The organism is Umezawaea sp., assembly GCF_036375055.1.
GTDB lineage: Bacteria > Actinomycetota > Actinomycetes > Mycobacteriales > Pseudonocardiaceae > Umezawaea.
In genome coordinates this window covers 125,078-149,434 of sequence record NZ_DASUSQ010000046.1, presented here as the reverse complement: position 1 = coordinate 149,434, position 24,357 = coordinate 125,078, and the positions used below count along the sequence as shown (strand labels likewise).

General features: G+C 73.0%; 11 protein-coding genes. 2 read left to right on the top strand and 9 right to left on the bottom strand.

The window, feature by feature from the left end:
• Window positions 1-7: 7 nt before the first annotated feature.
• Genes VFZ92_RS14000 through VFZ92_RS13980 form a run of 5 tightly spaced genes read right to left on the bottom strand, consistent with a single transcriptional unit; the run spans window position 8 to window position 17,615 of the window.
• The gene (locus VFZ92_RS14000) at window positions 8-2,512 is read right to left on the bottom strand and encodes a MupA/Atu3671 family FMN-dependent luciferase-like monooxygenase (RefSeq protein ID WP_330876331.1); all 2,505 of its coding nucleotides are present in this window, start codon (window positions 2,510-2,512) and stop codon (window positions 8-10) included.
• The gene (locus VFZ92_RS13995) at window positions 2,509-5,511 is read right to left on the bottom strand and encodes a type I polyketide synthase (protein WP_330876330.1); all 3,003 of its coding nucleotides are present in this window, start codon (window positions 5,509-5,511) and stop codon (window positions 2,509-2,511) included. Before VFZ92_RS13995 ends, VFZ92_RS14000 begins: the two co-directional genes overlap by 4 nt.
• Window positions 5,504-10,477 carry a MupA/Atu3671 family FMN-dependent luciferase-like monooxygenase gene (locus VFZ92_RS13990; protein ID WP_330876329.1) on the bottom strand — a complete coding sequence of 1,658 codons (4,974 nt, stop codon included), beginning with the start codon at window positions 10,475-10,477 and terminating at the stop codon, window positions 5,504-5,506. The genes VFZ92_RS13995 and VFZ92_RS13990 overlap by 8 nt, the downstream gene beginning before the upstream one ends.
• Before the next feature lie 2 nt (window positions 10,478-10,479).
• Window positions 10,480-16,434 carry an amino acid adenylation domain-containing protein gene (locus VFZ92_RS13985; protein ID WP_330876328.1) on the bottom strand — a complete coding sequence of 1,985 codons (5,955 nt, stop codon included), beginning with the start codon at window positions 16,432-16,434 and terminating at the stop codon, window positions 10,480-10,482.
• Entirely contained in the window at window positions 16,431-17,615 is a 1,185-nt protein-coding gene (locus tag VFZ92_RS13980) for a cytochrome P450 (protein WP_330876327.1), read from the bottom strand. Before VFZ92_RS13980 ends, VFZ92_RS13985 begins: the two co-directional genes overlap by 4 nt.
• A gap of 307 nt (window positions 17,616-17,922) precedes the next feature.
• Between VFZ92_RS13980 and VFZ92_RS13975 the strand changes: the two genes are divergently transcribed.
• Together VFZ92_RS13975 and VFZ92_RS13970 are read left to right on the top strand one after the other, a co-directional pair.
• Complete coding sequence (locus VFZ92_RS13975; RefSeq protein ID WP_330876326.1) at window positions 17,923-19,323, top strand: DHA2 family efflux MFS transporter permease subunit; 1,401 nt, start codon at window positions 17,923-17,925, stop codon at window positions 19,321-19,323.
• Between the two features lie 68 nt (window positions 19,324-19,391).
• On the top strand, window positions 19,392-20,384 hold the full coding sequence (locus VFZ92_RS13970) for a TauD/TfdA family dioxygenase (protein ID WP_330876325.1): 993 nt from the start codon (window positions 19,392-19,394) through the stop codon (window positions 20,382-20,384).
• 84 nt (window positions 20,385-20,468) lie between these two features.
• On the opposite strand, the gene VFZ92_RS13965 is transcribed toward VFZ92_RS13970, so the two are convergent.
• From VFZ92_RS13965 to VFZ92_RS13950, 4 genes are all read right to left on the bottom strand, one after another.
• Window positions 20,469-20,897, bottom strand: a complete 429-nt coding sequence (locus tag VFZ92_RS13965; protein ID WP_330876538.1) for a GNAT family N-acetyltransferase — start codon at window positions 20,895-20,897, stop codon at window positions 20,469-20,471.
• Between the two features lie 24 nt (window positions 20,898-20,921).
• Window positions 20,922-22,139 carry an MFS transporter gene (locus VFZ92_RS13960; RefSeq protein ID WP_330876324.1) on the bottom strand — a complete coding sequence of 406 codons (1,218 nt, stop codon included), beginning with the start codon at window positions 22,137-22,139 and terminating at the stop codon, window positions 20,922-20,924.
• Complete coding sequence (locus VFZ92_RS13955) at window positions 22,136-23,329, bottom strand: ATP-grasp domain-containing protein (protein WP_330876323.1); 1,194 nt, start codon at window positions 23,327-23,329, stop codon at window positions 22,136-22,138. Before VFZ92_RS13955 ends, VFZ92_RS13960 begins: the two co-directional genes overlap by 4 nt.
• A gap of 61 nt (window positions 23,330-23,390) precedes the next feature.
• Window positions 23,391-24,347 (bottom strand): cupin-like domain-containing protein, encoded by a 957-nt coding sequence (locus VFZ92_RS13950; protein ID WP_330876322.1) that lies wholly within the window; start codon window positions 24,345-24,347, stop codon window positions 23,391-23,393.
• Between the last annotated feature and the right edge of the window lie 10 nt (window positions 24,348-24,357).

The following is a 24,357-nucleotide window of genomic DNA, read 5'->3' as shown; positions in this document are numbered from 1 at the left end:
GTACTCCTCAGGAACGGGGGCGCTGGTCGCCGAGGCGGACTTCGAGCTCGTCCTGGTCGACGTGGAAGCGCCGGGAGCCCGACGTGGGCAGGTCGCCGACGCGCAGGTCGGGATCGGTGACCGCGGCGTCGAGCATGGTCGCGAAGGTCTCGATGGTCGACACGACGGTGTCGCGCGCGAACAGGTCGGAGTTGTACTCGATCCGGCCGAACATGCCGTGCGCGTCGTCCCACAGCGAGACGGTGCCGTCGTAGAGCGACGTCCTGGGGTCGGTGTCGAGCGGGCTCAGGGTCAGCCCGGAGATCGCCACCGGCTCGTCCCAGCGCAGGAACAGGTACCGCAGCTTGAACAGCGGCAGCCAGTCCAGGTCGCGCTCCGGCGCCAGCCGGTCCACCAGCGCCTGGTACGGGACCTCGGCGTTGGCCAGCGCCGCCGAGGTGACCGCGCGGACGTCCGCGAGCGCCGAGCGGAAGGTCTGCTCCGGCCGCAGCCGGGTGCGCAGCGGCATCGGGCGCAGCAGCAGCCCCAGGAGGTTCTCCGGCGCCCAGTCGCGGTTGGCCGTCGGCGAGCCGAGCACCAGGTCCGACTCGCCGGTGACGTGGCCCAGGCAGGCCACCAGCGCGGTGTAGGCGGTCATGAACGGCGTCACCCGCTCCGCCCGGCTGACCGCGTTGAGCTTGGCCGTGGTCTCGTGGGAGAACAGCATCCAGGCGCGCTCGCCCTCGAACGTCTGCTTCGCCGGGCGCTCCACGGCCATCGGCAGGGTGACCGGGTCCGGTGCTCCGGCGAGCTGCTCGACCCAGTGGTCGAGCTGGTCGTCCAGCTTCCCGCCGCGCAACCGCTCGCGCTCCCGTTCGGCGAACGCCCGGTAGGGCACCGCGGGCGGGAGGTCCGGTGCGCGGCCGAGGACGAGGTCCCGGTAGGCGCCGAACAGCTCGCGCAGGAAGACGGTGAACGACACCCAGTCGGTGATCATGTGGTGCTTGACCACCGCCAGCTGGTGGTCGTCCTCGGCGAGCCTGATCAGCGCCACCCGCACGGCGGGCCGGTCGTCGGGGAACGGGCGCCGGGCGAACTCCGTGCGCAGCTCCCGCGCGGCGCGCACCCGTTCCCCCGGTGGCACGTCGGTCACGTCGAACCGCTCCAGCCGCACCGCGAAGTCGGTGCCGATCCGTTGCAGCGGAACGCCGTCGCGCGTGTCGAACGTGGTGCGCAGCGCCTCGTGCCTGCCGCCGACGAACCGCAGCGCGTCGTCCAGCGCGTCGGCGCGCAGCGGTCCGCGGATCCGCAGCCCCGTGGTGACGTAGTTGGCCGGACCGGCGGGGTTGGCCAGTTCCAGCCTGCGCATGCGGTCCTGGTCGATGCCCAGCGGTGCGGTGGTGACCGGCGCGGTGGTGGCCGTCTGGCCGTCCTTCACCCCCGCCAGCAGGTGGATGCTCTCGACCGCCCTGTCCAGCGGGACGCCGAAGTCCACCAGGCAGGCGATCTCGTCCACGCCCGCGTCGCCCAGCCGGGCCAGCAGCGGGCGGACGGTGTCCGGCGAGCCGATCAGCGCGGTCTGCGTGGAGTACATCTCGTAGGCGAAGTCCAGCCGCGCCTCGACGTCGACCTCCGGGTCCTGGTCGCCGACCATGTCCCGCTGCTGTTCGAGGTAGCCGCGCAGGTACTCGCGCAGCGGTGCCGCGCACAGGTCCCGAGCGGCCGTCGCGTCCCGGTCGAGGTAGGCGTGCAGCATCACGGTCACGGTGCCCGCGTCCGGGTCGTGCCCGTGCGCGGCGCGGGCGGCGCGGTAGCGGGCGATGTTGGCGGCCAGGTGTTCGGGCGACTGGCCGATCAGCGCCGACAGCACGTTCGCGCCGAGCTCGCCCGCCTTGGTGAAGCTGTCCGGGTTGCCGGACGCCGTGACCCACACCGGCAGTTCCGGCTGGACGGGGCGGGGGAACGGGGTGGGCGTCACGGTGGTCCCGCCGGGACCGGGGAAGTCCACGGTCTCGCCGCGCCACAGCTTGCGCACCACGTCGATCGCGTCCCACGTCCGCTCGCGGCGGTCCTCGTAGTGGTCGGGGGCGAGCGCGAAGTCGGTGCCGTGCCAGCCCGTGGCGAACGACAGGCCGACGCGTCCGCCGGACAGGTTGTCGATGACCGACCAGTCCTCGCAGACCCGGATCGGGTGGTGCAGCGGCAGCACGAGGCTGCCCGCGCGGATCCGCACCCGTTCGGTGGCCATCGCGAGCGCCGCGCTGAGCACGGACGGGTTCGGGTAGAGGCCGCCGAAGGAGTGGAAGTGCCGTTCCGGCGTCCACACCGCGGTGAAGCCGAGTCTGTCGGCCAGCGCGGCCGTGTCGAGCAGGAACCGGTACCGGGGCTCGTCCTCGGCGGCGTTGGCGAAGTAGAAGAGGCTGAAGTCCAGCGTCCTGGCCGGTTTCGCCGAGCGGGTGTGCAGCCGCTCGGTGAGAGCGGCCCGTTCCGCGGGCGTCAGGGCCGCGAGCCGCTGCCGCAGGGTCCGCGTCATGGCGTTGCTCCGTCCGTGCCGTCGGCGAGCAGGTGGGCGATCTCGTGGTCGGGCAGCGCGGACAGCTCGGCGACGAGCGCGTCGAGGTCCTCCTCGGTGTCGCCCTGGTCGGTGCCGCTGATCAGCGCGGCCAGGTCCGCCACGCCCGGCGCCTCGAACAGGTAGCGCACCGGGAACTCGACGGCGAACCGCTTCCGCAGCCGGTGCACCACCTCCGCGGCCAGCAGCGAGGTCCCGCCGAGGCCGAAGAAGTCGTCCTGGGGGCCGATGTCGTCCACGCCGAACGCCTCCCGGAACACCGCGATCACGATGGCCTCGGCCTCGGTCGTGGTGGCCCGCCCGGTCGTGGCCACCACCGGTGCGGGCTCGTCGACCGGGGCCGTCGCGGTCGACGACCTGCCGGGTGCGGTGATCCAGTGCCGCTTGCGGGTGAACGGGTATCCGGGGAGCGCCGCGACGCGCCGGGGCCCGTCCCCGTGCACCGCCGTCCAGTCGACGTCGACGCCGTGCTCCCAGGCCTGGCCCAGCGCCGCCAGCAGGTGCTCGTCGTGGTCGCCGCCGGTGAGCGGCAGTGAGCTGATCGGCGCGTGCCGGAGTGCCCGCAGGTGCCTGCGCGCCAGTTCCGCCATGCCCCGGCCCGCGCCGACCTCGATGAACAGCGTGCCGGGATCGGCGGCCAGCAGGTCGAGGGCGTCGCCGAAGCGGACCGCCCGGCGTGCCTGGCGCGCCCAGTAGGCCGGGTCGGTCGCCTGGCCCGGTTCGATGAGCGCTCCCGTGACGCAGGAGGCGAACGGGATCGACGGCGGCCGGAGCGGGGTCCGGCGCACCTCCTGCTCGAACCGCTCCAGCACCGGGTCGAGCATCGCCGAGTGGAACGCGTGCGAGGTCTCCAGCACCTTGCAGCGCACGCCGTTCGCCGACAGGGTCCCGTGCAGCCGCTCGATCGCGTCGGTCCGGCCGGACAGCACGCACTGCCGGGGTCCGTTGACCGCGGCCAGCTCCACGCCGTCGGTCAGCAGCGCGACCGCCTCGTCCTCGGGCAGCGCGACGGCGAGCATCGACCCGGCGGGCAGCGCCGCCATCAGCGCGCCCCTCCTGGCCACCAGCCGCACGGCGTCGGGCAGGTCGAGCACACCGGCCAGGCAGGCGGCGACGTACTCGCCGACGCTGTGTCCCGCCATCGCGGCCGGCGCGACACCCCAGTGCTCCCACTGCCGCGCCAGCGCGTAGGAGTGCGCGAACAGCGCGGGCTGGGCGAGATCGGTGCGCCGCAGGGCGTCCGGGTCGGAGCCCGCGTCCAGCAGCGGGTCCCGCAGGGCGACGCCCTGCCGCTCGAACAGCTCCACGCACCGGTCCAGTTCGGTGCGGAACACCGGCGCCACCCGGTGCGGGCCCGCGGCCATCCCCGGCCGCTGCGCGCCCTGTCCGGGGAACAGGAACACCACCGAGGGCGGGTCGCCCGCGATCCGGATGCGCCGCGCGCTCACGTCGCGCAGCCGGTCGACGGCCTGCTCCGGGGAGTCGGCCACCACGGCCAGCCGGTGCGGCAGGCGGCGGCGGCCGGTCGCCAGCGTGTGCGCGACGTCCGCGAGCCCGCTGTCCGGGACCGCGTCGGCCAGCCGCAGCCGCCACGCCTCCAGCGACCGCTCGCTCGCCGCGGAGAGCACCAGGAGCTGCCTGCCGGGCACGTCCGGCGCGCTGTCGGGCACCGCCGGGGGCTGCTCGACGACGACGTGCGCGTTGGTGCCGCCCATGCCGAACGAGCTCACCCCGGCCCGGCGCGGGGTGTCGCCCCCCGGCCACGCCGTGGCCGTCGTCGGCAGGTAGAACGGTGAGCCGTCCAGTTCCAGCAGCGGGTTCGGGGCCTCGAAGTACGGGCTGGGCGGCAGCACGCCCTCGCGCACCGCCAGCACGGCCCTGATCAGCCCGGCGATGCCCGCCGCCGCGTCCAGGTGTCCGATGGACGCCTTGGTCGAGCCGAGCGCGACGCTGCCCGCGGCCACCCCGTCGAACGCCCCGCGCAGCGCCTCGACCTCGATCGGGTCGCCGATGGGCGTGCCGGTGCCGTGCGTCTCGACGTACCCGATGCTCTCCGGCTTGGCCTCGGCGATGAACAGCGCGTCGCGGACCACGGCGGCCTGCCCGGTCACGCTGGGCGCGGTGAAGCCGACCTTGCCGGAGCCGTCGTTGTTGACCGCCGACCCGCGCAGGACGGCGTGCACGCGGCGGTGCTGCGCCCTCGCCTCGCCGAGCCGTTGCAGCACGACGACCCCGACGCCGCTGCCGCCGACGCACCCGGCGGCGCGGTGGTCGAACGGCAGGCAGTGCCCGTCCGGCGAGTTGACGCCGCCCTCCTGGTAGAGGTACCCGACCCGGTGCGGCAGCTCGATCGTGACGCCGCCCGCCAGCGCCAGGTCGCACTCGTGCGACAGCAGGCTCTGCGCGGCCAGGTGCACCGCGACCAGGGACGTGGAGCACGCGGTCTGCACGTTCACGCTCGGACCGCGCAGGTTCAGCCTGTAGCTCGTGGTGGTGGCCAGGAAGTCCTTGTCGTTGAGCAGCCTGGCTTCCAGCGGGTTGAGCGAGGACCCCAGCGCGGGCACGACGTTCTGCCACAGGTAGCGGGTCATGCCGGTGCCCGCGAACACGCCGATCCTGGCGCGCAGCCGGTCGGGGTCGCAGGCCGCGTCCTCCAGCGCCTCCCACGCCGACTCCAGGAACACCCGCTGCTGCGGGTCCATCACGCGCGCCTCGCGCGGGCTGTAGCCGAACAGCTCCGCGTCGAACCGGTCGTGGTCGGCCAGCGGGGCGCTCGCCGGGACGTAGGCGGGATCGTCGACCAGCTCGGCGGGTTCCCCCGCCTCGATCAGCTCGTCGCGGCCGTAGAACGACACCCCTTCGGCGCCCGCCAGGCTGTTGGCCCAGAACTCGGCCACCGAGGGGCTGCCGGGGAACCGGCCCGCCATCCCGACGATGGCGATCAGGTCGTCGTCAAGCACCGGAACCTCCCCTTCTGCGCTGGAGGAACCGGCTGCGGCCGGAGCGCCGGTCCTCGATGTCCTCGATGTCCTCGTGCGCCACGGGGGCCGCGCCCTCCATCGAGGCGGCCAGCGAGGCGATGGTGGGGTGCGAGAACAGGTCGACGAGCCGGGGGGCTCCGGCGCCCAGTTCCGCCAGCTTCGCGTGCACCCTGATGAGCAGCAGCGAGTTGCCGCCCGCGTCGAAGAAGTTGTCGTGCACGCCGATCGAGTCGACGTCGAGCACGGACGACCACACCGCCGCCAGCCTCCGCTCCAGGTCGCCGCGGGGTGCGACGGGAGCCCGCGCGGGTGGCGGTGCGGTGGGTGTCGCGGCCAGCGCGCGCCGGTCCACCTTGCCGTTGGGGGTGAGCGGGAAACCCGCCACGGCCACGAACCGCTCGGGCACCAGGTACCCCGGCAGCGCGTCCGCGAGCCGAGTCCGCAGCGCCGCGAGGTCCAGGGGCGCGTCGGCGCGGGTCGCGGGCCGCGCGGGCAGGCCCGCGCGGCGACCGTGCACGATGGAGACCTCCAGCGCGTCCAGCAGCACCAGCGAGTGCGTCTCGAACCCGCGCTTGGTCAGCACGGCCAGCACCTCGTCGCGCCGGTCGTCGCCCTCGACCTCGACGCAGACCTGGCGCACCAGGTCCCAGTCGGTGTCCGACAGGCCGTCGAGCACGTCCATCTCCGCGCGCTCGACGTCGATCTTCAGCAGGTCGATCCGGTCGAGCGCGTGCTCGCGGACCACCTCGGACAGCGTGGTGAGCGCGCAGTCGTAGGACTCGTTGCGGTAGCGCTGGTCCAGGAACTGCTCCACGTCCCGCTCCGGCCCGTCGAACAGCACGGCCGCCCGCTCGCGGTCGGCGACCGGGTCGGCGTACCGGCCCGACAGCCCGGTCAGCTCCGGGTAGTGCGTGAACGACGCCGTTCCCGGTTCGGCGGCCAGCCCGGCGTTGACGAGGACGGCGTCGATGCCGTTGGCGCGCACGGTCTTCTCCAGCCGGGCGAACGTCGGCGGGATCGGCTCGACCGCGATGATCCGCGCGGGCCTGCACCGCCGGTGGGCGAACAGCGTGAACGCGCCGACGTTGGCGCCCGCGTCGACCACGACGGCGCCGTCCCACAGCCGCAGGAAGCCGTCGAGGTACTCCTCGTTGACGAAGATCTCCTGGTGCAGCTCGGCGGCGCCCCGGCGGTCCACCGTCGCGAGCACCCCGCCGGTCGGCAGCGCGACCAGCTCGGGGTCGTCGCCCGCGTCCACGCCGCCGCGCGGCTTCACGTAGGCCACCAGCGCGGCGCGGTCGGTGCCCTCGTCCGCGACGCGCACCACGGCCTGGTCGACGTCGGGGCTCGCCTCGATCGCGGACTCGACCTCGCCGAGCTCGATCCGCCTGCCGCGCAGCTTCACCTGGCCGTCGGCGCGTCCCCGGTACTCCAGCACGCCGTCCGGCCGCAGCACCGCGATGTCCCCGGTGCGGTAGAGCCGCTGGCCCGGCGGCCCGAACGGGTCCGGGACGAAGCGGTCGGCGGTCAGCCCCGGCCTGCCCCAGTAGCCGCGCACCACGCCCTCGCCGCCGATCAGCAGCTCACCGGGCACGCCGACCGGGACGGGCTCGCCCGCCGCGTCGACGAGGTGGACGCGGGTGTTGGCGATGGGCCGCCCGATCGGCGGTGCGCCCGCGGCCGGGTCCACCGGGTGCAGGGTGGACCAGATCGTGGTCTCGGTGGGCCCGTACGCGTTGAGCACGGCGCGCTGCCCGGACTCGGCCAGCCGGGTGGCGAGCGCGGCGGGGAACGCCTCGCCGCCGATCACGAGCTGGTCGAGCCCGCGGAACGCGCTGAGCCCGGCGTCCGTGCCGGTGAGCGCGAGCGCCAGCGACGGCGTGCACTGCACGTGCGTGACGGCGTGGCGGGCGAGCTGGGTCGGCACGGTGTCGTCGGACCCGTCGGTGCGGGCGTAGGCCGCGCGGAGCTCGTCCAGCCGCGGCAGCGACTCCAGCACGGTCGTGGCGTCGATGCCGAAGTCGATCAGGCAGGCGATCTCGTCCACGCCCGCGGCGACGATCCGGTCCACCATCGGACGGCACGACTCCGGCGACCCGAACAGACCGGCCTCGGTGGCGTAGCGGTCGTAGAACACCGACAGCAGCTCGTCCAGCTCGGCAGGCGGCACCGAGTCGAGGTCGACCGGGCCGTCCGGCCCGGTGAGCAGCTGCTTGATCAGGCCGAGCGAGCTGCGCAGGTAGGCGATGAAGGGTTCGCGGACCCGCTCGCGCACCACCTCGGGGTCGCGGTCGACGCTGGTGTGCACCATGAGGGCGACCCTGCCGGTGCCCGCGTGCCCCGCCTCGGTCCACGCCTCGCGGTACCGGGTGATCTTGACCGCCAGCTCGTCGAGGTCCTGGCCGAGCAGGTGGGTGAGCAGGTTGACGCCCTCCCGGCCCGCGGCCTCGAACGTCGCGGGGTCGCCCGCGGAGGTCAGCCACGTCGGCAGTTCCGCGGTCACCGGCCGGGGGTGCGTGCGGACCTCGATCTCCTCGCCCGCCCCGTTGACCCGCGTGACCGCCTCGCCGCGCCAGAGCGCCCTCACGGTGGCCATGCCCTCGGCCAGCACGCGCTTGCGGTCGGCGTGGTTGTCCGGCGCCAGCACGAAGTCGTCGGCCAGCCAGCCCGACGCGAACGACACCTCCGCGCGCCCACCGGACAGACCGTCCACGACGGACCACTCCTCGGCGACCCGCAGCGGGTCCTGCAACGGCAGCACGACGCTGCCCGCGCGGATGGCGATCCGGTCGGTCACCGCGGCGATGGCCGCGCCCGTGACGGCGGGGTTGGGGTAGGGGCCGCCGAACGGGTGGAAGTGCCGCTCGGGCGTCCAGACGCCGGTGAACCCGTTGCGGTCGGCGAACTTCGCCCCTTCCAGGAGCAGCCGGTAGGCGTCGTGGGTGCCGCTGTCGGCGCTGGCGAAGTAGAACAGGCTGAAGTCCACCGGGGGCACCGGGGCGTCGCCCTGCACCACGACGGTGACGCCGCGGGCCAGCGTCCACAGCAGTTCGAGCGCGGCGATGTCGAACGAGACGCTCGTCGTCGCCAGCCACACCGATCCGGGGCCCGCGGTGATGTGCTCGTCCATGGCGTGCAGGAAGTTCGTCAGCGTCCGGTGCGGCACGGTCACGCCCTTCGGCGTGCCGGTCGAGCCCGACGTGTAGATCACGTACGCCGGGTTGTCCGGCCGCACCGGCACGGCGGGGGCGTCGGCGGGGTGGTCCCCGATGCCGTCCAGCCCGGTGAGCACCACGGACGCGCCGGAGTCGGCGAGCATGAACTCCTTGCGCCGCACCGGGTACTCGGGGTCGACGGGGACGTAGGCGCCACCGGCCTTGAGCACGCCGAGCAGCGCCACGGGGAGGTCCTGGGAACGCCGCATCGCCACCGCGACCAGGCTTTCCGGCCCGATGCCGCGCTCGACGAGGTGCCGTGCCACCCGGTTGGCCCGCTCGTCCAGCTCCCGGTAGGTCAGCGTCGTGGAGCCGAACACGACCGCGGGCGCGTCCGGTCGCGACCGCGCCTGCTCCGCGACCAGGTCGTGCACCAGCGCGTCGCGGGCGTGGTCGAGGTCGGTGGCGTTGAGGGCTCGCACCACGTCGGCGTCGGCCGCCGTCGTCAGCGGCAGCAGGGACAGCGGCCGGTCGGGGTCGGCGACCGCGCCCGCGAGCAGCGTCGTCAGGTGCCCGGCGAACCGGACGATCGTCGCCTCGTCGAACAGGTCGGTGTTGTACTCGACGACACCGGTGGAGCCGGTCGCGCGGGTCTCCACGGTGAGCGCGAGGTCGAGCTGGCTGGCGCCGCTGTCGACGGGCACCGGGTCGACGCGCAGCCCCGGCAGCGCCAGGGTGAGCGCGGCCGAGTCGTGCAGCGCGAACAGCACCTGGACCAGCGGGGAGTGGCTGGGGTCGCGCGGCGGGGCCAGTGCCTCCACCAGGCTCTCGAACGGCACGTCCGCGAACCGGTAGGAGTCGAGCGCGTCGCCGCGCACCCGGTCGAGGAGTTCGGCGAACGACGGGTCGCCGTCGAGCGAGGTCCGCAGCACCAGCGTGTTGACGAAGAAGCCGACGAGCCGTTCCAGCTCGGGGAGGGTGCGGTTGGCCACCGGTGTGCCCACCACGAGGTCCGTGCGGCCGGTGTAGCGGTGCAGCACGGCGAGGAACCCGGCGAGCAGGGTCATGAACGGCGTCGCCCCGCGGGCGGTGCCCAGGTCCCGCAGCGCGGTCATCAGCGCGGGGTCGAGGTCGAACCGGTGGGTGGCGCCCGCGTAGCTCTGGGTCGCCGGTCGAGGCCGGTCCGACGGCAGTTCGAGCAGCTCGGGCGCGCCCGCCAGCCGTTCGCGCCAGAACGCCAGGTGCTCGTCGAGCACGGGCCCCGACAGCCGGGCGCGCTGCCACTCGGCGAAGTCGACGTACTGCAACGGCGGCGGGGCCGACGTGGCGCCGCGGTAGGCGTCCCCCAGCTCGGTGAGGAACACCTCCAGCGACACCGCGTCGGAGACGATGTGGTGCGTCGTCACCAGCAGCACGTGGTCGTCCTCGGCCAGGCGCACCAGCAGCGCCCGCAGCAGCGGCGCGCGGTCGAGCGCGAACGGGACCGCCGCGGCCTCGGTGAGCAGGGCGGGCAGTTCCTCCTCGGTCGCCGACACCGTCGGCAGCTCCACCCCGACGGAGTCCTCGACCACCTGGTAGACCCGGCCGTCGACCTCGACGAACCTGGTGCGCAACGACTCGTGCCTGGCGACGACCGCCGCGAGCGCCGTGTGCACCCCGGCCACGTCGAGGTCGCCGCGCAGCCGCAGGGCGACCGGCAGGTGGTACACCGGCTTGCCGGGTACGAGCTTCTCCAGGAACCAGAACCGCTCCTGGCCGAACGACGGTCTCGCGCTGCGCAGCTCCGCCATGGTCAGGCCCTCCGGGTCGTGTCGGCCGCGACGAGTTCCGCGAGCGTGGTCGGCGCCGTCCGCACCAGCGGGATCGACGCCGTCGGACGGGTGGTCACGTCGGCGACCGCGGCGGCCAGGTCGCCGAGCGTCTCGTGCTCGAACGCGAGCCGCACCGGCACCTCCACCCCCAGCTCCGCCGACAGCCGTGCCACGACGCGGGCCGCGGTGAGCGATTCCCCGCCCTCGCGGAAGAAGTTGTCCGTGACCCTCGGGTCGCGGACGCCGAGCAGGTCGGTCCAGATCCCCGCCACCAGCCGCTCCAGCTCCGTCCGGGGCGCGCGACCCCTGCCGGAGCGCGCGGTGCTCGGCGCGGGCAGCAGCTCGCGGTCGAGCTTCCCGTTGGGCAGCAGCGGGAGCGCGGCCAGCTCGACGAAGTGGCTCGGCACCAGGAACCGCGGCAGCGACCCCGCGAGCCGTGCCCGCAGGTCGTCCACGTCGACACCGGTGCCGTCCGCCGGGACGACGTAGGCGACCAACCGCCCCGAGTGGACGGTGACGTGCGCGTCGGACACACCGGGGTGGCGCTCGATCGCGGCCTGCACCTCGGTCGGCTCGATCCGCAGCCCGCGCAGCTTCACCTGGTCGTCGGCCCGGCCCGCGAACACGAGTTCGCCGTCCGCGCGGCGCCAGGCCAGGTCGCCGGTGCGGTACATCCGGCCGCCCGGCGGCCCGAACGGGTCGGGCCGGAAGCGGTCCGCGGTCAGACCGGGGTCGCCGTGGTAGCCGCGGGCCAGTCCGGCACCGGCGATCCAGAGCTCACCGGTCACCCCGGCGGGCACCGGCGCCCCGGTCGCGTCCAGGACGTGCAGCCGGACGTTGCGCAGCGGCCTGCCGATCGGCAGGATCCCGTCGGCGGGCGGGGGAGTCGGCACCACGTACGCGCTCGCCGCCACGCTGGCCTCGGTGGGGCCGTAGGCGTTGACCACGTAGCAGCCGTCCAGCCGCTCCGCGAGCCTGCCGTACGTGCCCGCCGCGATCGGCTCGGTCGCCAGCGTCAGCCCGCGCAGCGCGGGCAGCGCGGGCGCGCTCGCGGCCTCGGCGACCATGAACGGCGCCAGGTACCCGGCCTTGATGTCGTGCTCGGCCAGCCAGGACACGAAGTCGGCGGGCACCGTGCGCCGGTGCTCGGGGACGACGTGCAGCTCGGCACCCCGGCCCAGGGCGAGGAACAGCTCCGGGACCGACCCGTCGAAGCTCGTGCTCGTCCACAGGCTCGCCCGCTCGCCGCGCGGGACCATCTCGGCGAACGTGCTGTCGCCCAGCAGGTTCACCACGCCCGAGTGCGGCACGACGACGCCCTTGGGACGCCCGGTGGAGCCGGAGGTGTAGATGACGTACGCCGGGTTCGCCGGGTCGACCCTGGTGCGCGGGTCCTCGTCCGGCAGGCCCGCGACGGCCTCGTCGAGCGCGGTCCCGAACTCGGTGAGCACGACGGTCGCCCGCGAGTCGGCGAGCATGAACGCGCGCCGCTCCTCGGGGTAGGCGAGGTCGATCGGCAGGTACGCCCCGCCCGCCTTGAGCACCGCGAGCAGCGCCACCGGCAGGTCGAGGCAGCGCGGCAGCAGGACGGCGACGACCTTCTCCGGCCCGACCCCGCGCGACCTCAGCCACCGGGCCACGCGGTTGGCGCGCGCGTCCAGCTCCGCGTAGGTGAGGCTCTCGCCCTCGTGCACCAGCGCGGTGGCCTCCGGCGTGCGCCGGACCTGCGCCTCGACGAGCTGGTGCAGCAGCCGCGGACCGTCGTCGGACGCGGCCGTGTCGTTGAGCCCGGCGATCTGGGCGTGCTCCTCCTCGGTGAGCAGGGGGAGCGCCGAGATCGGTGCGCCCGGAGTGGACGCGACACCGGCCGCCAGCGTCCGCAGGTGCCCGGCCAGCCGCACCACGGTGGCCTCGTCGAACAGGTCGGTGCTGTACTCGATGGTCGCGGTGATGCCGCCGCCGCTCTCCTGCTCCAGCGAGAACACCAGGTCGAACTGGGTCGCGCGGCGGTCGACGTGCACGGGTTCCGCGTCGAGCCCCGGCAGCCGCAGACCTTCGCCGGGGGTGTTCTGGAGGGCGAACAGCACCTGCACCAGGGGCGGGTAGCTCAGGTCGCGGGCGGGTGCCAGCTCGTCGACCAGCTTCTCGAACGGGAGTTCCTGGTGGGCGTAGGCGGACAGCGCCGTCTCGCGCACCCGGTCGACCAGGTCGTCGAACGTCGGGTCGCCCGCCAGTGACGTGCGCAGCACCAGCGTGTTGACGAAGAACCCCAGCACCCCTTCGAGTTCCGGTCGGAGCCGGTTGGCGATGGGGGTGCCGAGCACCACGTCGTGCTCGCCGGTGTAGCGGTGCAGCACGGCCTTGACCGCCGCCAGCAGCACCATGAACAGGGTCGCCTCCCGGCGCCTGGCCAGTTCCTCCAGCGCGGACACCAGGTCCGGCGCCAGCGTGAACCGGTGGGTCGCGCCCCGGAAGGACTGCGCGGCCGGACGCGGCCGGTCGGTCGGCAGCGCGGGCAGCTCCGGCGCCCCGGCCAGCTGCTCCCGCCAGTAGGCGAGCTGGCCCGCCAGCACGTCGCCGGTCATCCGGTCCCGCTGCCAGTCCGCGAAGTCCCGGTAGGACACCGGCGGCGCGTCCGGCAGCGCCTCGCCCGCGTACGCGGCGGCCAGCTCGCGGTAGAACACGCCGAGCGACCAGCCGTCGGACACGATGTGGTGGACGGTGATCAGCAGGACGTGGTCCCGCTCGCCCATGGCCACCAGCAGTGCGCGCACCAGCGGCGGGGCGGTGAGGTCGAACGGCCTGCGCGCCTCCGCCCTGAGGGTCGCGTCGAGGTCCTCGCCCGGCGGCACGATCGGCAGCACGATCGGGACCGGCTCCACGACGACCTGCCTCGGGCCGCCGTCCACGGTCTGGAAGCCGGTCCGCAGGGCCTCGTGCCGGGCGACGAGCACGTCCAGCGCGGACCGCAGCGCGTCGACGTCGAGCGCGCCCCGCAGCCGGAAGCCCAGCGCCAGGTTGTTGAGCGCGTTGCCGGGCTGGAGCCGGTCCAGGAACCAGAACCGGTCCTGCCCGAACGACGGCGCGCTCGCGCCCTCGTGCCGCCTCGCCCGCACCGCGGGCAGCCTCCTGCCACGACCCGTGCCCGCCAGGCCGCGCACGACCTCGGCCAGGCCGGCCACGGTGGGGCCGTCCAGCATCTCGCGCAGCGGGAGGTCGACCGAGAACGCGGTGCGCATCCGCGACACCACCTGGGTCGCGAGCAGCGAGTGCCCGCCGAGGTCGAAGAAGTTCTCGTGCACGCCGACCTCGTCGACGCCGAGCACCTCCGACCACATGCGCGCGATCAGGTCCTCCACCGCGCCCCGGGTCGACCGCGCGACCTCCGCCGCGGCCGTCCTGCCCGGTGCGGGCAGTGCCGCCCGGTCCACCTTGCCGGTGGGGGACAACGGGAACCGGTCCACCACGACGAACGCGCTCGGCACCATCTGCGGCGGCAGCGCGGTCCGCGCCAGTTCGCGCACCAGCGCGGGCAGCCTGCGGCGCAGCCTGCCCGCGCGCGGCTCGTTGGCCAGGACGTCCGGCCGGTCGAGTTCTCGCTGCGCCACCAGCGGTCGCGGCTCGGTGGCGGGGGAGAAGACGACGTCCATCGCGTCCACATCGGACAGCAGCACGTCGACCGTGCGGCCCGCGCCCTCGGCGAGCACCCACAGGTCCTCGGGTTCCACCCCGCCCGCCGTCAGCCGCGCGTTGGGCACGCGGGCCACGGCGAGCAGGCGCGTGCCCGCCACCAGCGCGGCCAGTCGCTCCAGGTCACCCACGTCGGACCAGTCCAGCCACTCGACCGGTTCGGCCGCCGAGGCCGGGGCCACGTGCAGCACCACGTCGTAGCGGTAGCGGGTCAGCTCGTTGGCGACGGTGCCGCGCTTGTGCCGCACCTCGACGTGGCCGATCCGGTCGAGGAGACCCGGCAGCGCCCGGAACCACGCGGGGTGCACGACCAGCTCGTCCTCCAACTCCGGGTCGTCGCCGACCGAGTCGTGGAAGTGCTCCAGCAGGGCCAGGTTGCGCACGTCGGCGACCACGACGACGCCGCCGTCGCGGACGCGGGAGGTGACGTCGGTCAGCACCCGCAGCAGGTGGTCGAGGTCGGGGAAGAACTGGACGACGGACTCCAGCAGCACCATGTCGACGGGGTCCGGGTCGATCCCGGACAGGTCGTCCGCGGCCGTGAGCACCAGCTCCAGCTGGTCGATCCGCTGGCCGTCCCGCGACATCCGGGTGCGGAACCGCTCCAGCGCCGACGCGGAGAAGTCGGTCGCGACGTAGCGCCGGGTCTCGGCCGCGAGGTCGCGCGCCACGTTGCCCGCGCCGCAGCCGATCTCCAGCACGCTGTCGTGCGGCAGCCCGCGCAGCAGGGGCAGCGTGCTCAGCCGCCACTCCTCCATCTCCAGCTCGCTGAACGGCTTGCCGTAGCTGCTGGTCCAGCGGGTCGCGTCGATGCCGGGACCACCGGCACCCGGCCCCGCGTAGGTCTCGTCGAACAGCGTGCGCCACAGCTCGGTGGCGGGCACGTGCTCGGCCGCCCGCGCGCCGGGCAGCAGGTACGCGACCAGCCGCTTGTCGCCCGGCCGCTCCTCGCGCACCGCGGCGACGACCGCGTCGAGCGCCGGGTGCGCGCGCAGGGCGTTCTCGACCTCGCCGAGCTCGATCCGGAACCCGCGGACCTTGACCTGGTCGTCCACCCTGCCGACGAACTCCAGGACGCCGTCGGGCCGTCGGGTCACCAGGTCGCCGGTCCGGTACATCCGGCTGCCGTCCCCGGCGAACGGGTCGGGCACGAACGCGAGCGCCGTCTGGGCGGGCCGCCGCCAGTACCCGAGCGCGACGCCGGAGCCGCTGATGTGCAGCTCGCCGGTCGTGCCGTCCGGGACCGGCCGCATCCGCTCGTCCAGCACGTGCAGGACGGTCTCGTCGATGGCCGTGCCGATCGGGACCGACCGGGCGCCGGGGTCGACCGCGGTGACCTCGTGCACGGCCGCGAACGTCGTGGCCTCGGTGGGGCCGTAGCAGTTCAGCAGCTCCCCGCCGCCGTGGTGGGCGAGCGCGGCGCGCATCGCGTCCGGGTCGGCGGCCTCACCGCCGACCAGGAGCCGCGCGACCGTCGCCAGCGCGGTCGCGTCCGCCCGCACCACCTCGTTGAACAGCGACGTGGTCAGGAACATCGTGCTGATCCGCGTGCGCCGGACGAACCGGGCCAGGTCGCGCGGGGAGACCAGGACGTCCTTGGGCAGCCCCACCAGGCACGCGCCGTTCAGCAGCGCGCCCCACACCTCCAGCAGCGCGGCGTCGAAGGAGAAGTGCGCCGCGAACGCGACCCGGTCGACCGGTGAGACGGTGAGGTAGCAGGCGTCCACGACGAGCCGCACCACGCCCCGCTGCGGTACCAGCACGCCCTTGGGCAGCCCGGTCGAGCCGGAGGTGTACATCAGGCAGACCGGGGTGGTCGCCGACTGGCCGCCGGGGCGCGCGGGCGACGCCGCGGCGATCCGCGGCCCGTCCACGTCCAGCCGCACGACGGCGGTCCCGGTGGCGGGCAGCAGATCGGCGAACCTGCGCTGGGTCACCACGGCGGCGAGGCCGACGTCGCGCACCATCCAGGCGAGGCGCTCGGCGGGGTAGGTGACGTCCAGCGGCACGTACACCGCGCCCACCTTGAGGATCGCGAGCGCGGCGACCACCATGTCCGACCGCTGGTCGGTGCAGATCCCCACGAACGCGCCGCGGGCCACCCCGGCCTCGACCAGGTGGTTGGCCAGCCGGTTGGCGCGCGCGTCCAGGTCGCCGTAGGTCCACGTCCAGGGGCCGAACTCCACGGCGGTCCGCTCGGGGTCCGCGTCGACCCGCGCCTCGAAGAGGGTGATGAGGTCGGTCATCGGACGGCCTCCAGCGCCACCGGCAGGCTGCTCACGCCGGAGAGGAAGTTGGAGTGGAAGTACCTGGGGGCGCCGGTCTGCCGCACGGAGCGGACGGACGAGCGCAGTTCGTCGAGCAGCACACCGATCTCCACGCGTGCGAGGTGGGCACCGAGGCAGAAGTGCGGGCCGTGCCCGAACGCCAGGTGCCGGTTGGGCTTGCGGCCGAGGTCGAGCCGGTCGGGGTCGGTGAACACGCGCTCGTCGCGGTTGGCCGAGGAGGTCCAGCCGGTGACGACGTCGCCCTCGGCGATCGTCACGCCGTCGATCTCGGTGTCCACCAGCGCGGTGCGGCCGAGGTGGGTGGTCGCGGTGGTCCACCGCAGGACCTCCTCGACGGCCTCGTCGAGCCCGACGTCACCGGCGCGCAGGGCACGCCACTGGTCGGGGTGCTCGATCAGCGCGAGCACGCCGCCGGTCATGGTCAGCCTGGTGGTCTCGTCGCCGCCGAGGATCAGGCTGTAGCAGTTGAGGACCACGTCCGCGTCGCTGAGGTCCACGCCGTCGACCTGCGCGGTCGCCAGCAGGCTCACCACGTCGGCGTGCGGGACGTCGCGCCGCTGCGCGGCCAGTTCGGCGAAGTACAGCAGGATCTCGTTCTTCGCCAGCCAGGAGTCGTCGGCCGAGTGCCCGCCCTCCTCGGAGCCCAGCGCCTGCTTGGTCTGGTCGAGGATGAACCGCCGGTCCTCCTCGGGGACGCCCAGCAGGTCGCAGATCGTGGCGAGGGGGACGTGCGCGGCCACGTCGAGCGCGAAGTCGACCTCGCCCGCGGCGAGCGCGTCGTCGAGCAGCCCGCGGGTGGTCTTGCGGACCTGGTCCCCGATCGCGTCGAGCGCGCGCGGGGTGAACGCCTTGAGCAGCAACCGCCGCAGGGCCGCGTGCCGGGGCCCGTCGGTCACCGGCAGCATGCTGCCCGCGCCGGAGTCCCCGCCCGCCAGCAGCGTGTCGAGCACGTTGCCCCGCCCGGAGGTGAAGCGGTCGTCGCGGTGCAGCGCGAGCACGGCGTCGTACCGGCTCAACACCCAGAACCCCCTCCTGCCACCGGACCGGGCGTGCCAGTGCACGGGCTGTTCGGCCCGAAGCTCCCGCCACGCGTCGGTGAGGTCGTTCTCGGCGTGCGTCCCCGGATCACTCAAGTCCATTGTGGACAGTTGTGCCGCGGATGGTCTAGGCCTGTCGTGCATGACGATCCTTTCTCGGGACCGTCGTCAAGGCGTGCGTCGTCGACGGCGTTCCACGTGGCACTGCCACGGCGAAAGGTTGCTACTCCCCAGTAGTTGCCCCAGTGTCGCCGGGTTCGGTGGAACCGCGGCTTCTTTCCGACTATGGCACAACAACACCAGGGTTCGCACCCGAGCCGAAGGGGTGTTTTCGGCTCCGCGCAAGAGTGTTGACGTACGGGCGGTGACCCGCCATGGTGTCTACAAGTGACTCTGGGGAGATGCCACCATGCCAAGTGATGTGTCGGAGGTCGAGCGGATCGACCGCCGCCTGGTCGTGCTCGGTGCCGTCATCGCGGTGGGCACCTTCACGGCCGCGCTGGACGCGACCATCGTCTCCGTGGCGCTCAACGGCATAGGCGCGCACTTCGCGACGCCGGTGTCGACCATCCAGTGGATCATCACCGGCTACCTGCTCGGCATCGCGACCGTCATCCCGGTGACGGGGTGGGCGGTGGACCGGTTCGGCGCGAAGACCATGTGGCTGTCCGCACTGGGCCTGTTCGTCGGTGCCTCGCTGCTGTGCGGGCTGGCCTGGTCGGCGGGTTCGCTCATCGCGTTCCGCGTCGTGCAGGGCTTCGGGGGCGGGATGATCGTGCCGCTCGCGCAGATGATCCTCGCCCGCGCGGCCGGTCCGACCAGGGTCGGCAGGCTGATGGCGCTGGTGACGATCCCGACCCAGTTCGCCTCGGTGTTCGGCCCCACGCTGGGCGGCCTGCTGGTGGACACCGTCGGGTGGCGGTGGATCTTCTACATCAACCTGCCGATCTGCCTGGTCGCGGGCGTGATCGCGGCCCGGATGCTGCCCGCGGACGAGGGTGCGGGGGACAAGACGCTCGACGTCGTCGGCCTGATGCTGCTCTCGCCAGGCCTGGCGCTGCTGGTCTACGGGCTGTCGCGGGTGCCGACCTCGGGCGCGACCTCGACCGCCGTGCTGGTCTCCGTGATCGGCGGGCTCGCCCTGCTGGGGGGCTACGTCGTGCACGCGCTGCGCACCACGGTGACGCCGATCATCGACCTGCGGCTGTTCTCGTCCCGGTGGTTCTGGACGCTGTCCGCGATGATGGTCGTCTGCGGGACGATCCTCTACGGCGCGGTCTACCTGTTCCCGCTGTACTTCCAGCAGGCGCGGGGACACACCGCGCTCCAGGCCGGTCTCGACGTCGCGCCGCACGGCGTCGGCATGCTGCTCATGCTGTTCCTGGGCGGGAAGCTGTCCGACAAGCTCGGTCCGCGCCCCGCGATGCTGGCCGGTCTCTCGGTGATGTCGCTGGCCACCCTGGTGTTCGCCCTGCTGCCGTCCGACCCGCACCCCGTGCTGCTGTGGCTGGCGCTCCTGGTGCGCGGCGCCGGACTCGGTCTCGCGGTGAGCCCGCTGATGGCCGCGGTGTTCCAGGGCGGTCTGCCCGACTCGGCGATCCCGCGCGCCTCCTCCGCGATGAACATCCTGCAACGGGTGGGCGGTTCGTTCGGCGCCGCCCTGTTCGCCGTCGTGCTCCAGTCGCAGATCGGCTCGGGCGGCGCCGAAGCCTTCGGCGTCACGTTCTGGGTGGTCACGGGCGTCACCGTGGCCGCACTCCTGCTCACCTGGTCGCTGCCGCGCGGTCTGCCCGGAGCCCAGCGCTCCTAGCGGCGGCACCCGACGAGGACTCGACCACCACTGCCGCGCGCCACGGGCGGCGGCCGGGAAGGACTGCCATGGCTGAGCACACCACCGCCGGGCTGGAGATCACCGAGGGACTGCTGGTCGACGGACGGACGATGCCGCTGGTCGTCGAGCCGGTCGGATCGCCCCCCGACCTGGTGGACTGGGCGTCCGACGCCCGCGACCTGCTCCAGGACCGGGTCTCGACCTACGGCGCCGTGCTGCTGCGCGGGTTCGGCGGCGTCACGGCGGAGGCGTTCGAGCGGGTCGTCCGGACCGTCTGCGGCGAGCCGCTGGACTACGTCGAGCGCTCCTCGCCGCGGCACGCGGTGCACGGCAACGTGTTCACCTCGACCGACCACCCGTCGCACGAGCGGATCTACCTGCACAACGAGCAGTCCTACAACCTCGTCTGGCCGCTGCGGATCTGCTTCTGCTGCCTCACCGCGGCGAGCGGGGGCGGCATGACGCCGATCGCGGACTGCCGCCGCGTGCACGACCGGATCCCGGCCCGCATCAGGGACGACTTCGCCGAACGCGGCTACCTCTACGTGCGCAACTTCGGCTCGGGCCTCGGCCTGAGCTGGCAGGAGGCGTTCCAGACCGACGACCCGGCCGAGGTCGACCGGTACTGCGCGGCCAACGGCATCGAGACCGAGTGGCGCTCCGCGCGGGAGCTGCGCACCAGGCAGCACCGCACCGCGGTGTCCCAGCACCCGAGGACCGGGGAATGGGTGTGGTTCAACCACATCACGTTCTTCCACGTCTCCACGCTCGGCGCGGACATGGCGGCGGCGCTGACCGACGCGCTCGGCGCCGACAACCTGCCGAACAACACCTACTACGGCGACGGTGCCGAGATCGAGCCGCACGTGCTCGACGAGCTGCGCGCGGCCTACGACGCGGAGATGATCGAGTTCCCGTGGCGGGAGGGGGACGTCCTGCTGCTCGACAACATGCTCGCCGCGCACGGCCGTGCCCCGTTCACGGGCGCGCGCAAGGTGGTCGTCGGCATGGCGGACCCGTTCTCGGCGTCGCCGCGCTGACCCCGAGGCCGGTGCGGCGCGGTCACCCGCGACCAGCGCGAGAGGCCCTCGACCAGTGCGGTCGAGGGCCTCTCGCGTGCGGTGTCAGTCGAACTTGTACTCGTAGGTGATGAAACCCCGGAACCTGGCCACCTTGTCGTAGAGCGCCCTGGCGAGGGCGTTGTCCTGCTTCGTGTTCCAGTACAGCCGCGACAGCCCGCGCTCCTCGGTCTCCCGCGCCACCCGCTCGATGAGGGCGCGTGCCGCACCGTGGCCCCGCGCCCTCTCGTCCACGTACAGGTCCTGGAGGTAGCACGCGCCGGGCGACCAGACGTTGGCGTGGAACAGGTAGTGCACGATGCCCACCACCTCACCGTCCAGCCGGGCCGCGAAGCCGAACAGCTCCGTGCCCTCCCCGAGACGGCGCCACGCCTCGTCGTACCCGGTGTCCGGCACCTCGGTGTCGTAGAAGTCCTTGTACGCGCGGGCCAGCACCTCCCATGCCGCTCGATCGTCCTGACGCAACGGGCTCACCTCAACCATGCGTCGATCAAACCATCACTTGCCCGCCAGGGACGTGCCCCGCAAGCTCTGGGTGATCACGGCGAACACCACGGCGAGCCCCGCGGCGGCCACCCAGAACCAGCCGCCCCGGCCCTGGTCGACCAGGTAGCGGTACGCGGCGACACCGGCACCGGAGCCCAGCGCCTCGCCCAGCGCGGTGCTGATGGCGAACAGGCTGTACCCCACGGCCCGGCTCTCCGGGTTGATCAGGCCGACGATCAGCACGTCACCGCTCGGCACGAACATCATCTCGGCGATCGTGAACAGCACGACGAACAGGACCGCGCCGAGGTAGCCCGGCACCAGCTGCGGCGTCAGGAACGACACCGCGAACAGCCCGTACGACAGCACCACGATGGTGAGGGCCCTGCCCTTGGCGACCCTGTTCGCGAAGCGGGTGACGAACAGCTGGAGGAACACCACCAGCAGCGCGTTGCCCGTGTAGAGCCAGCCCAGCAGCCTCGGTGACCCCAGCGTGGACGAGACGTACACCGCCAGCACGGTGAACAGCTGGCCGTAGATGATCCAGTAGAACGAGTTGATCAGCAGGAACCGGCGCATCCCCGGCTCCACCAGCACGTCCAGGTACCTGCGGAACGAGGTGGCCTTGGTGGTCCGCCGCGTCCGCACGGTGTCGCGCCGCAGGAACGCCACGACGCCGGCGGCCACGTAGATCGCCGCGATGGCCAGCAGCACCTGGTCGTGCATCTCGCGGTCGACGAAGAACAGCGCGACCGGCGCCGCGACCGCGGCCGCGATGTTCACACCCATGCTGATCAGCGAGAACAGCGTGGAGTGGTTGGCGATCCGGTCGCTGGCCGCGGCCGCGAGCTGCTTGGTCGCCAGCGCGTTGATCGAGATGCCCGCGCCGGCGAACGCGAGCGACAGCACGGTCATCGTCATGCCGGAGGAGAAGCGGAGGCTCACGAAGCCCACGCCCGCCATCGAACAGCCGAGCAGCACCGACTGCGCGGCCGGCATGCGGTCGAGCCACGGCGCCAGCGGGATGTTCGCGATCTTGTTGGTGAGCGAGAACACCACGACCAGCGCCGCGATCTGCGCCGTGTTGAACGAGGCCGCCGTCAACGCGACCACCAGCGTGGACACCACGCCGTAGTACCCCAGGTACACCAGCAGGTAGTGCGTGACGACGTAGGTCGTCGCCCGGCGCGTGTAGGCGCTGTCGACGGGCGGCGGTGCGGTCCTGGTCATGCCAGCGGTTCCACCTTCACCCGCACCAGGCGACGAGCGGCCTCGGCGTTCGCGACCGCGTCCTCCGGGTCGTCACCGGTGCACAGCACGTAACCCTGCCGGGAGTTGGACGACTCCAGCGGCCCGAGTTCCTGCCCCGGCTCCAGCGAGCACACCACGCGCACCACACCGCGCGCGCCCTCGGCCGACGCGACGTCCTGGACGTCGAGCACGCGCACGTTCTCGTGGCCGAAGAACCGGATCGCCGCGGCGGGCGCGACCGGGGTCCTGGCCGGTGCGGGCAGCCCGACCTGCCGGGCGATCCCCTCGGCCATCAGGTCGATGCCGCTCACCATCTCGCACAGCTCCCAGACCTGGTCGCCACCCACGCGGGTCTGGGACTCGATGAGCTTCGGCCCGGCCGCCGTCACGCGGACCTCGGTGTGCACGGGGCCGGTCGTCTGGCCGATCAGGTCGAGGAAGTCGAGGATCAGGGTCTCGACCCGCGCGCGCACGGCCGGGTCGAGGCGGGCGGGCACCTGGTGGCCCAGCTCGACGAACCGCGGCAGCTCGGTGGTCAGCTTCTCGGTGATCATCGCGATCTCGTGCGCACCGTCCAACGAGATCGTCTCCACGCTGTACTCGGGACCGTTCAGGAACTCCTCCGCCAGCACGGTGCCCGAGGCGGCGGCGCTGGTCCACGCCCACCGCTCGTCGAGCTCGTCCTCCGCCTCGACGACGAAGACACCCTCGCTGAGCCCGCCGTCGGTGGGCTTGAGCACGATGGGATCGCCACCCAGCTCGCGGAAGAACGCGCGGGCGTCCTCGAGGGTCGCGCACACGCGGTGCCGGACGGAACTCAGGCCGTGCTCGTTGAGCAGCGCGCGCGTCCTCGTCTTGTCCCGCGTCGCCAGCACCGCGCGGAGGTTGTCGCCCGCGATGCCGAGATCGCGGGCGATGCGGGAGGCGGGCTCCAGGCCGTACTCGGTGAAGGACACCGCGGCGTCGAAGGGATCGATGGCGTGCCACGCCCGCGCGACCGCGGACAGCTCGCCGAGGTCGCGGTAGTCGAGCACCGCGTAGCGCTCGGCACCGCCGAACTGCCGCTCGTCCACCATGCGCGGGATCTGCACCATCGAGTACCGAACCCCGAGCTTGTCCAGCTTGTCCAGGGTGGAGCTGGGTCCACCAACCACCAGAACGTGCTTCACCACGAATCTCCTCGGAAAGTCGAGTTCCCCGGACCCGTGGGGGTCCGGGGAACTCGTGCGACTACGGGCGCAGCCTCGACAGGTCGACGCCCAGACGGTCGGCGAACGCCCGGCTGCGGGACATCAGGACCGGCACCAGCTCCGGGTGCGTCTCCTTGACCTCGTCGAAGTTGAGCAGCAGCGCGAGCAGCTCGTTCATCCGCTGCTTGATGTGCACCCGCAGGTGCGCCTGGTCCAGGCACTTGCGGCCGAGGCCGATCGAGTTGCTCAGCAACTGGATGCGGTGGAACCAGTTCGCGGGCAGGTACAGCAGGTCACCCGGCATGAGGTCGAACTGGTGCAGCTGGGTGTCCGGCGAGCTGAGCAGCCCGTCCCAGTCCGGCTTGCCGTCCGCGCCGAGGCGCAGCTCGGCCTTCGGGCCCATGACGTACCAGCGCTTCGAACCGACGATCTGCGCGTGCATCACGTCGACCGAGTACGAGTCCTGGTGCAGGCGGGTGACGCCACCCTCCTGGCCCAGCCACAGCTGGTGGTTCGTGGAGGCCTTCTCGCCGTAGAGGTCCTGCCGGAAGTCGTACTGCGCGACGTCCAGTTCCGGCATGTCGGCCGCGATCTGCGGCGCGTTCGTCTGGTAGTACCACTCCTGGAGGTACAGGGGCGATTCGGTGTTGCCCTCGTTCTCCTTCAGCAGCGTGACGAACTCGGGGAACGTGACCGTGCGCGCTTCCTTCGAGTTGTAGCTGTTGACGGTGACCTTGACGTCCGGGCACCGCTGCGCGAGGTGCTCGAAGGACCAGGTCTGCACCGACGGCCAGTCCTTCACGAAGCCCTTGAGCACGACCGGGCGGAGCCGCGTGCGGTACTCCTCGTCGAACTCCTCCTTCGACAGGCCGCCGCGCGTCTCCAGGACGGGCGCCGAAGCCAGCGCGTCCACGAGGGGGCCGGACTGGAAGCCCGCCTCGACGGCGTCCTGGCTCTCCCTGTCATGGCGTCGGAGAATGTTTTCCTCGATGACCACTCGATTGCCT

Excerpts from the sequence above, each read along its gene's own strand:
- VFZ92_RS14000 (WP_330876331.1), bottom strand. The coding sequence starts at position 2,512 with ATGACGCGGACCCTGCGGCAGCGGCTCGCGGCCCTGACGCCCGCGGAA.
- VFZ92_RS13990 (WP_330876329.1), bottom strand. The coding sequence starts at position 10,477 with ATGGCGGAGCTGCGCAGCGCGAGACCGTCGTTCGGCCAGGAGCGGTTC.
- VFZ92_RS13985 (WP_330876328.1), bottom strand. The coding sequence starts at position 16,434 with ATGACCGACCTCATCACCCTCTTCGAGGCGCGGGTCGACGCGGACCCC.
- VFZ92_RS13980 (WP_330876327.1), bottom strand. The coding sequence starts at position 17,615 with ATGGACTTGAGTGATCCGGGGACGCACGCCGAGAACGACCTCACCGAC.
- VFZ92_RS13975 (WP_330876326.1), top strand. The coding sequence starts at position 17,923 with ATGCCAAGTGATGTGTCGGAGGTCGAGCGGATCGACCGCCGCCTGGTC.
- VFZ92_RS13970 (WP_330876325.1), top strand. The coding sequence starts at position 19,392 with ATGGCTGAGCACACCACCGCCGGGCTGGAGATCACCGAGGGACTGCTG.
- VFZ92_RS13960 (WP_330876324.1), bottom strand. The coding sequence starts at position 22,139 with ATGACCAGGACCGCACCGCCGCCCGTCGACAGCGCCTACACGCGCCGG.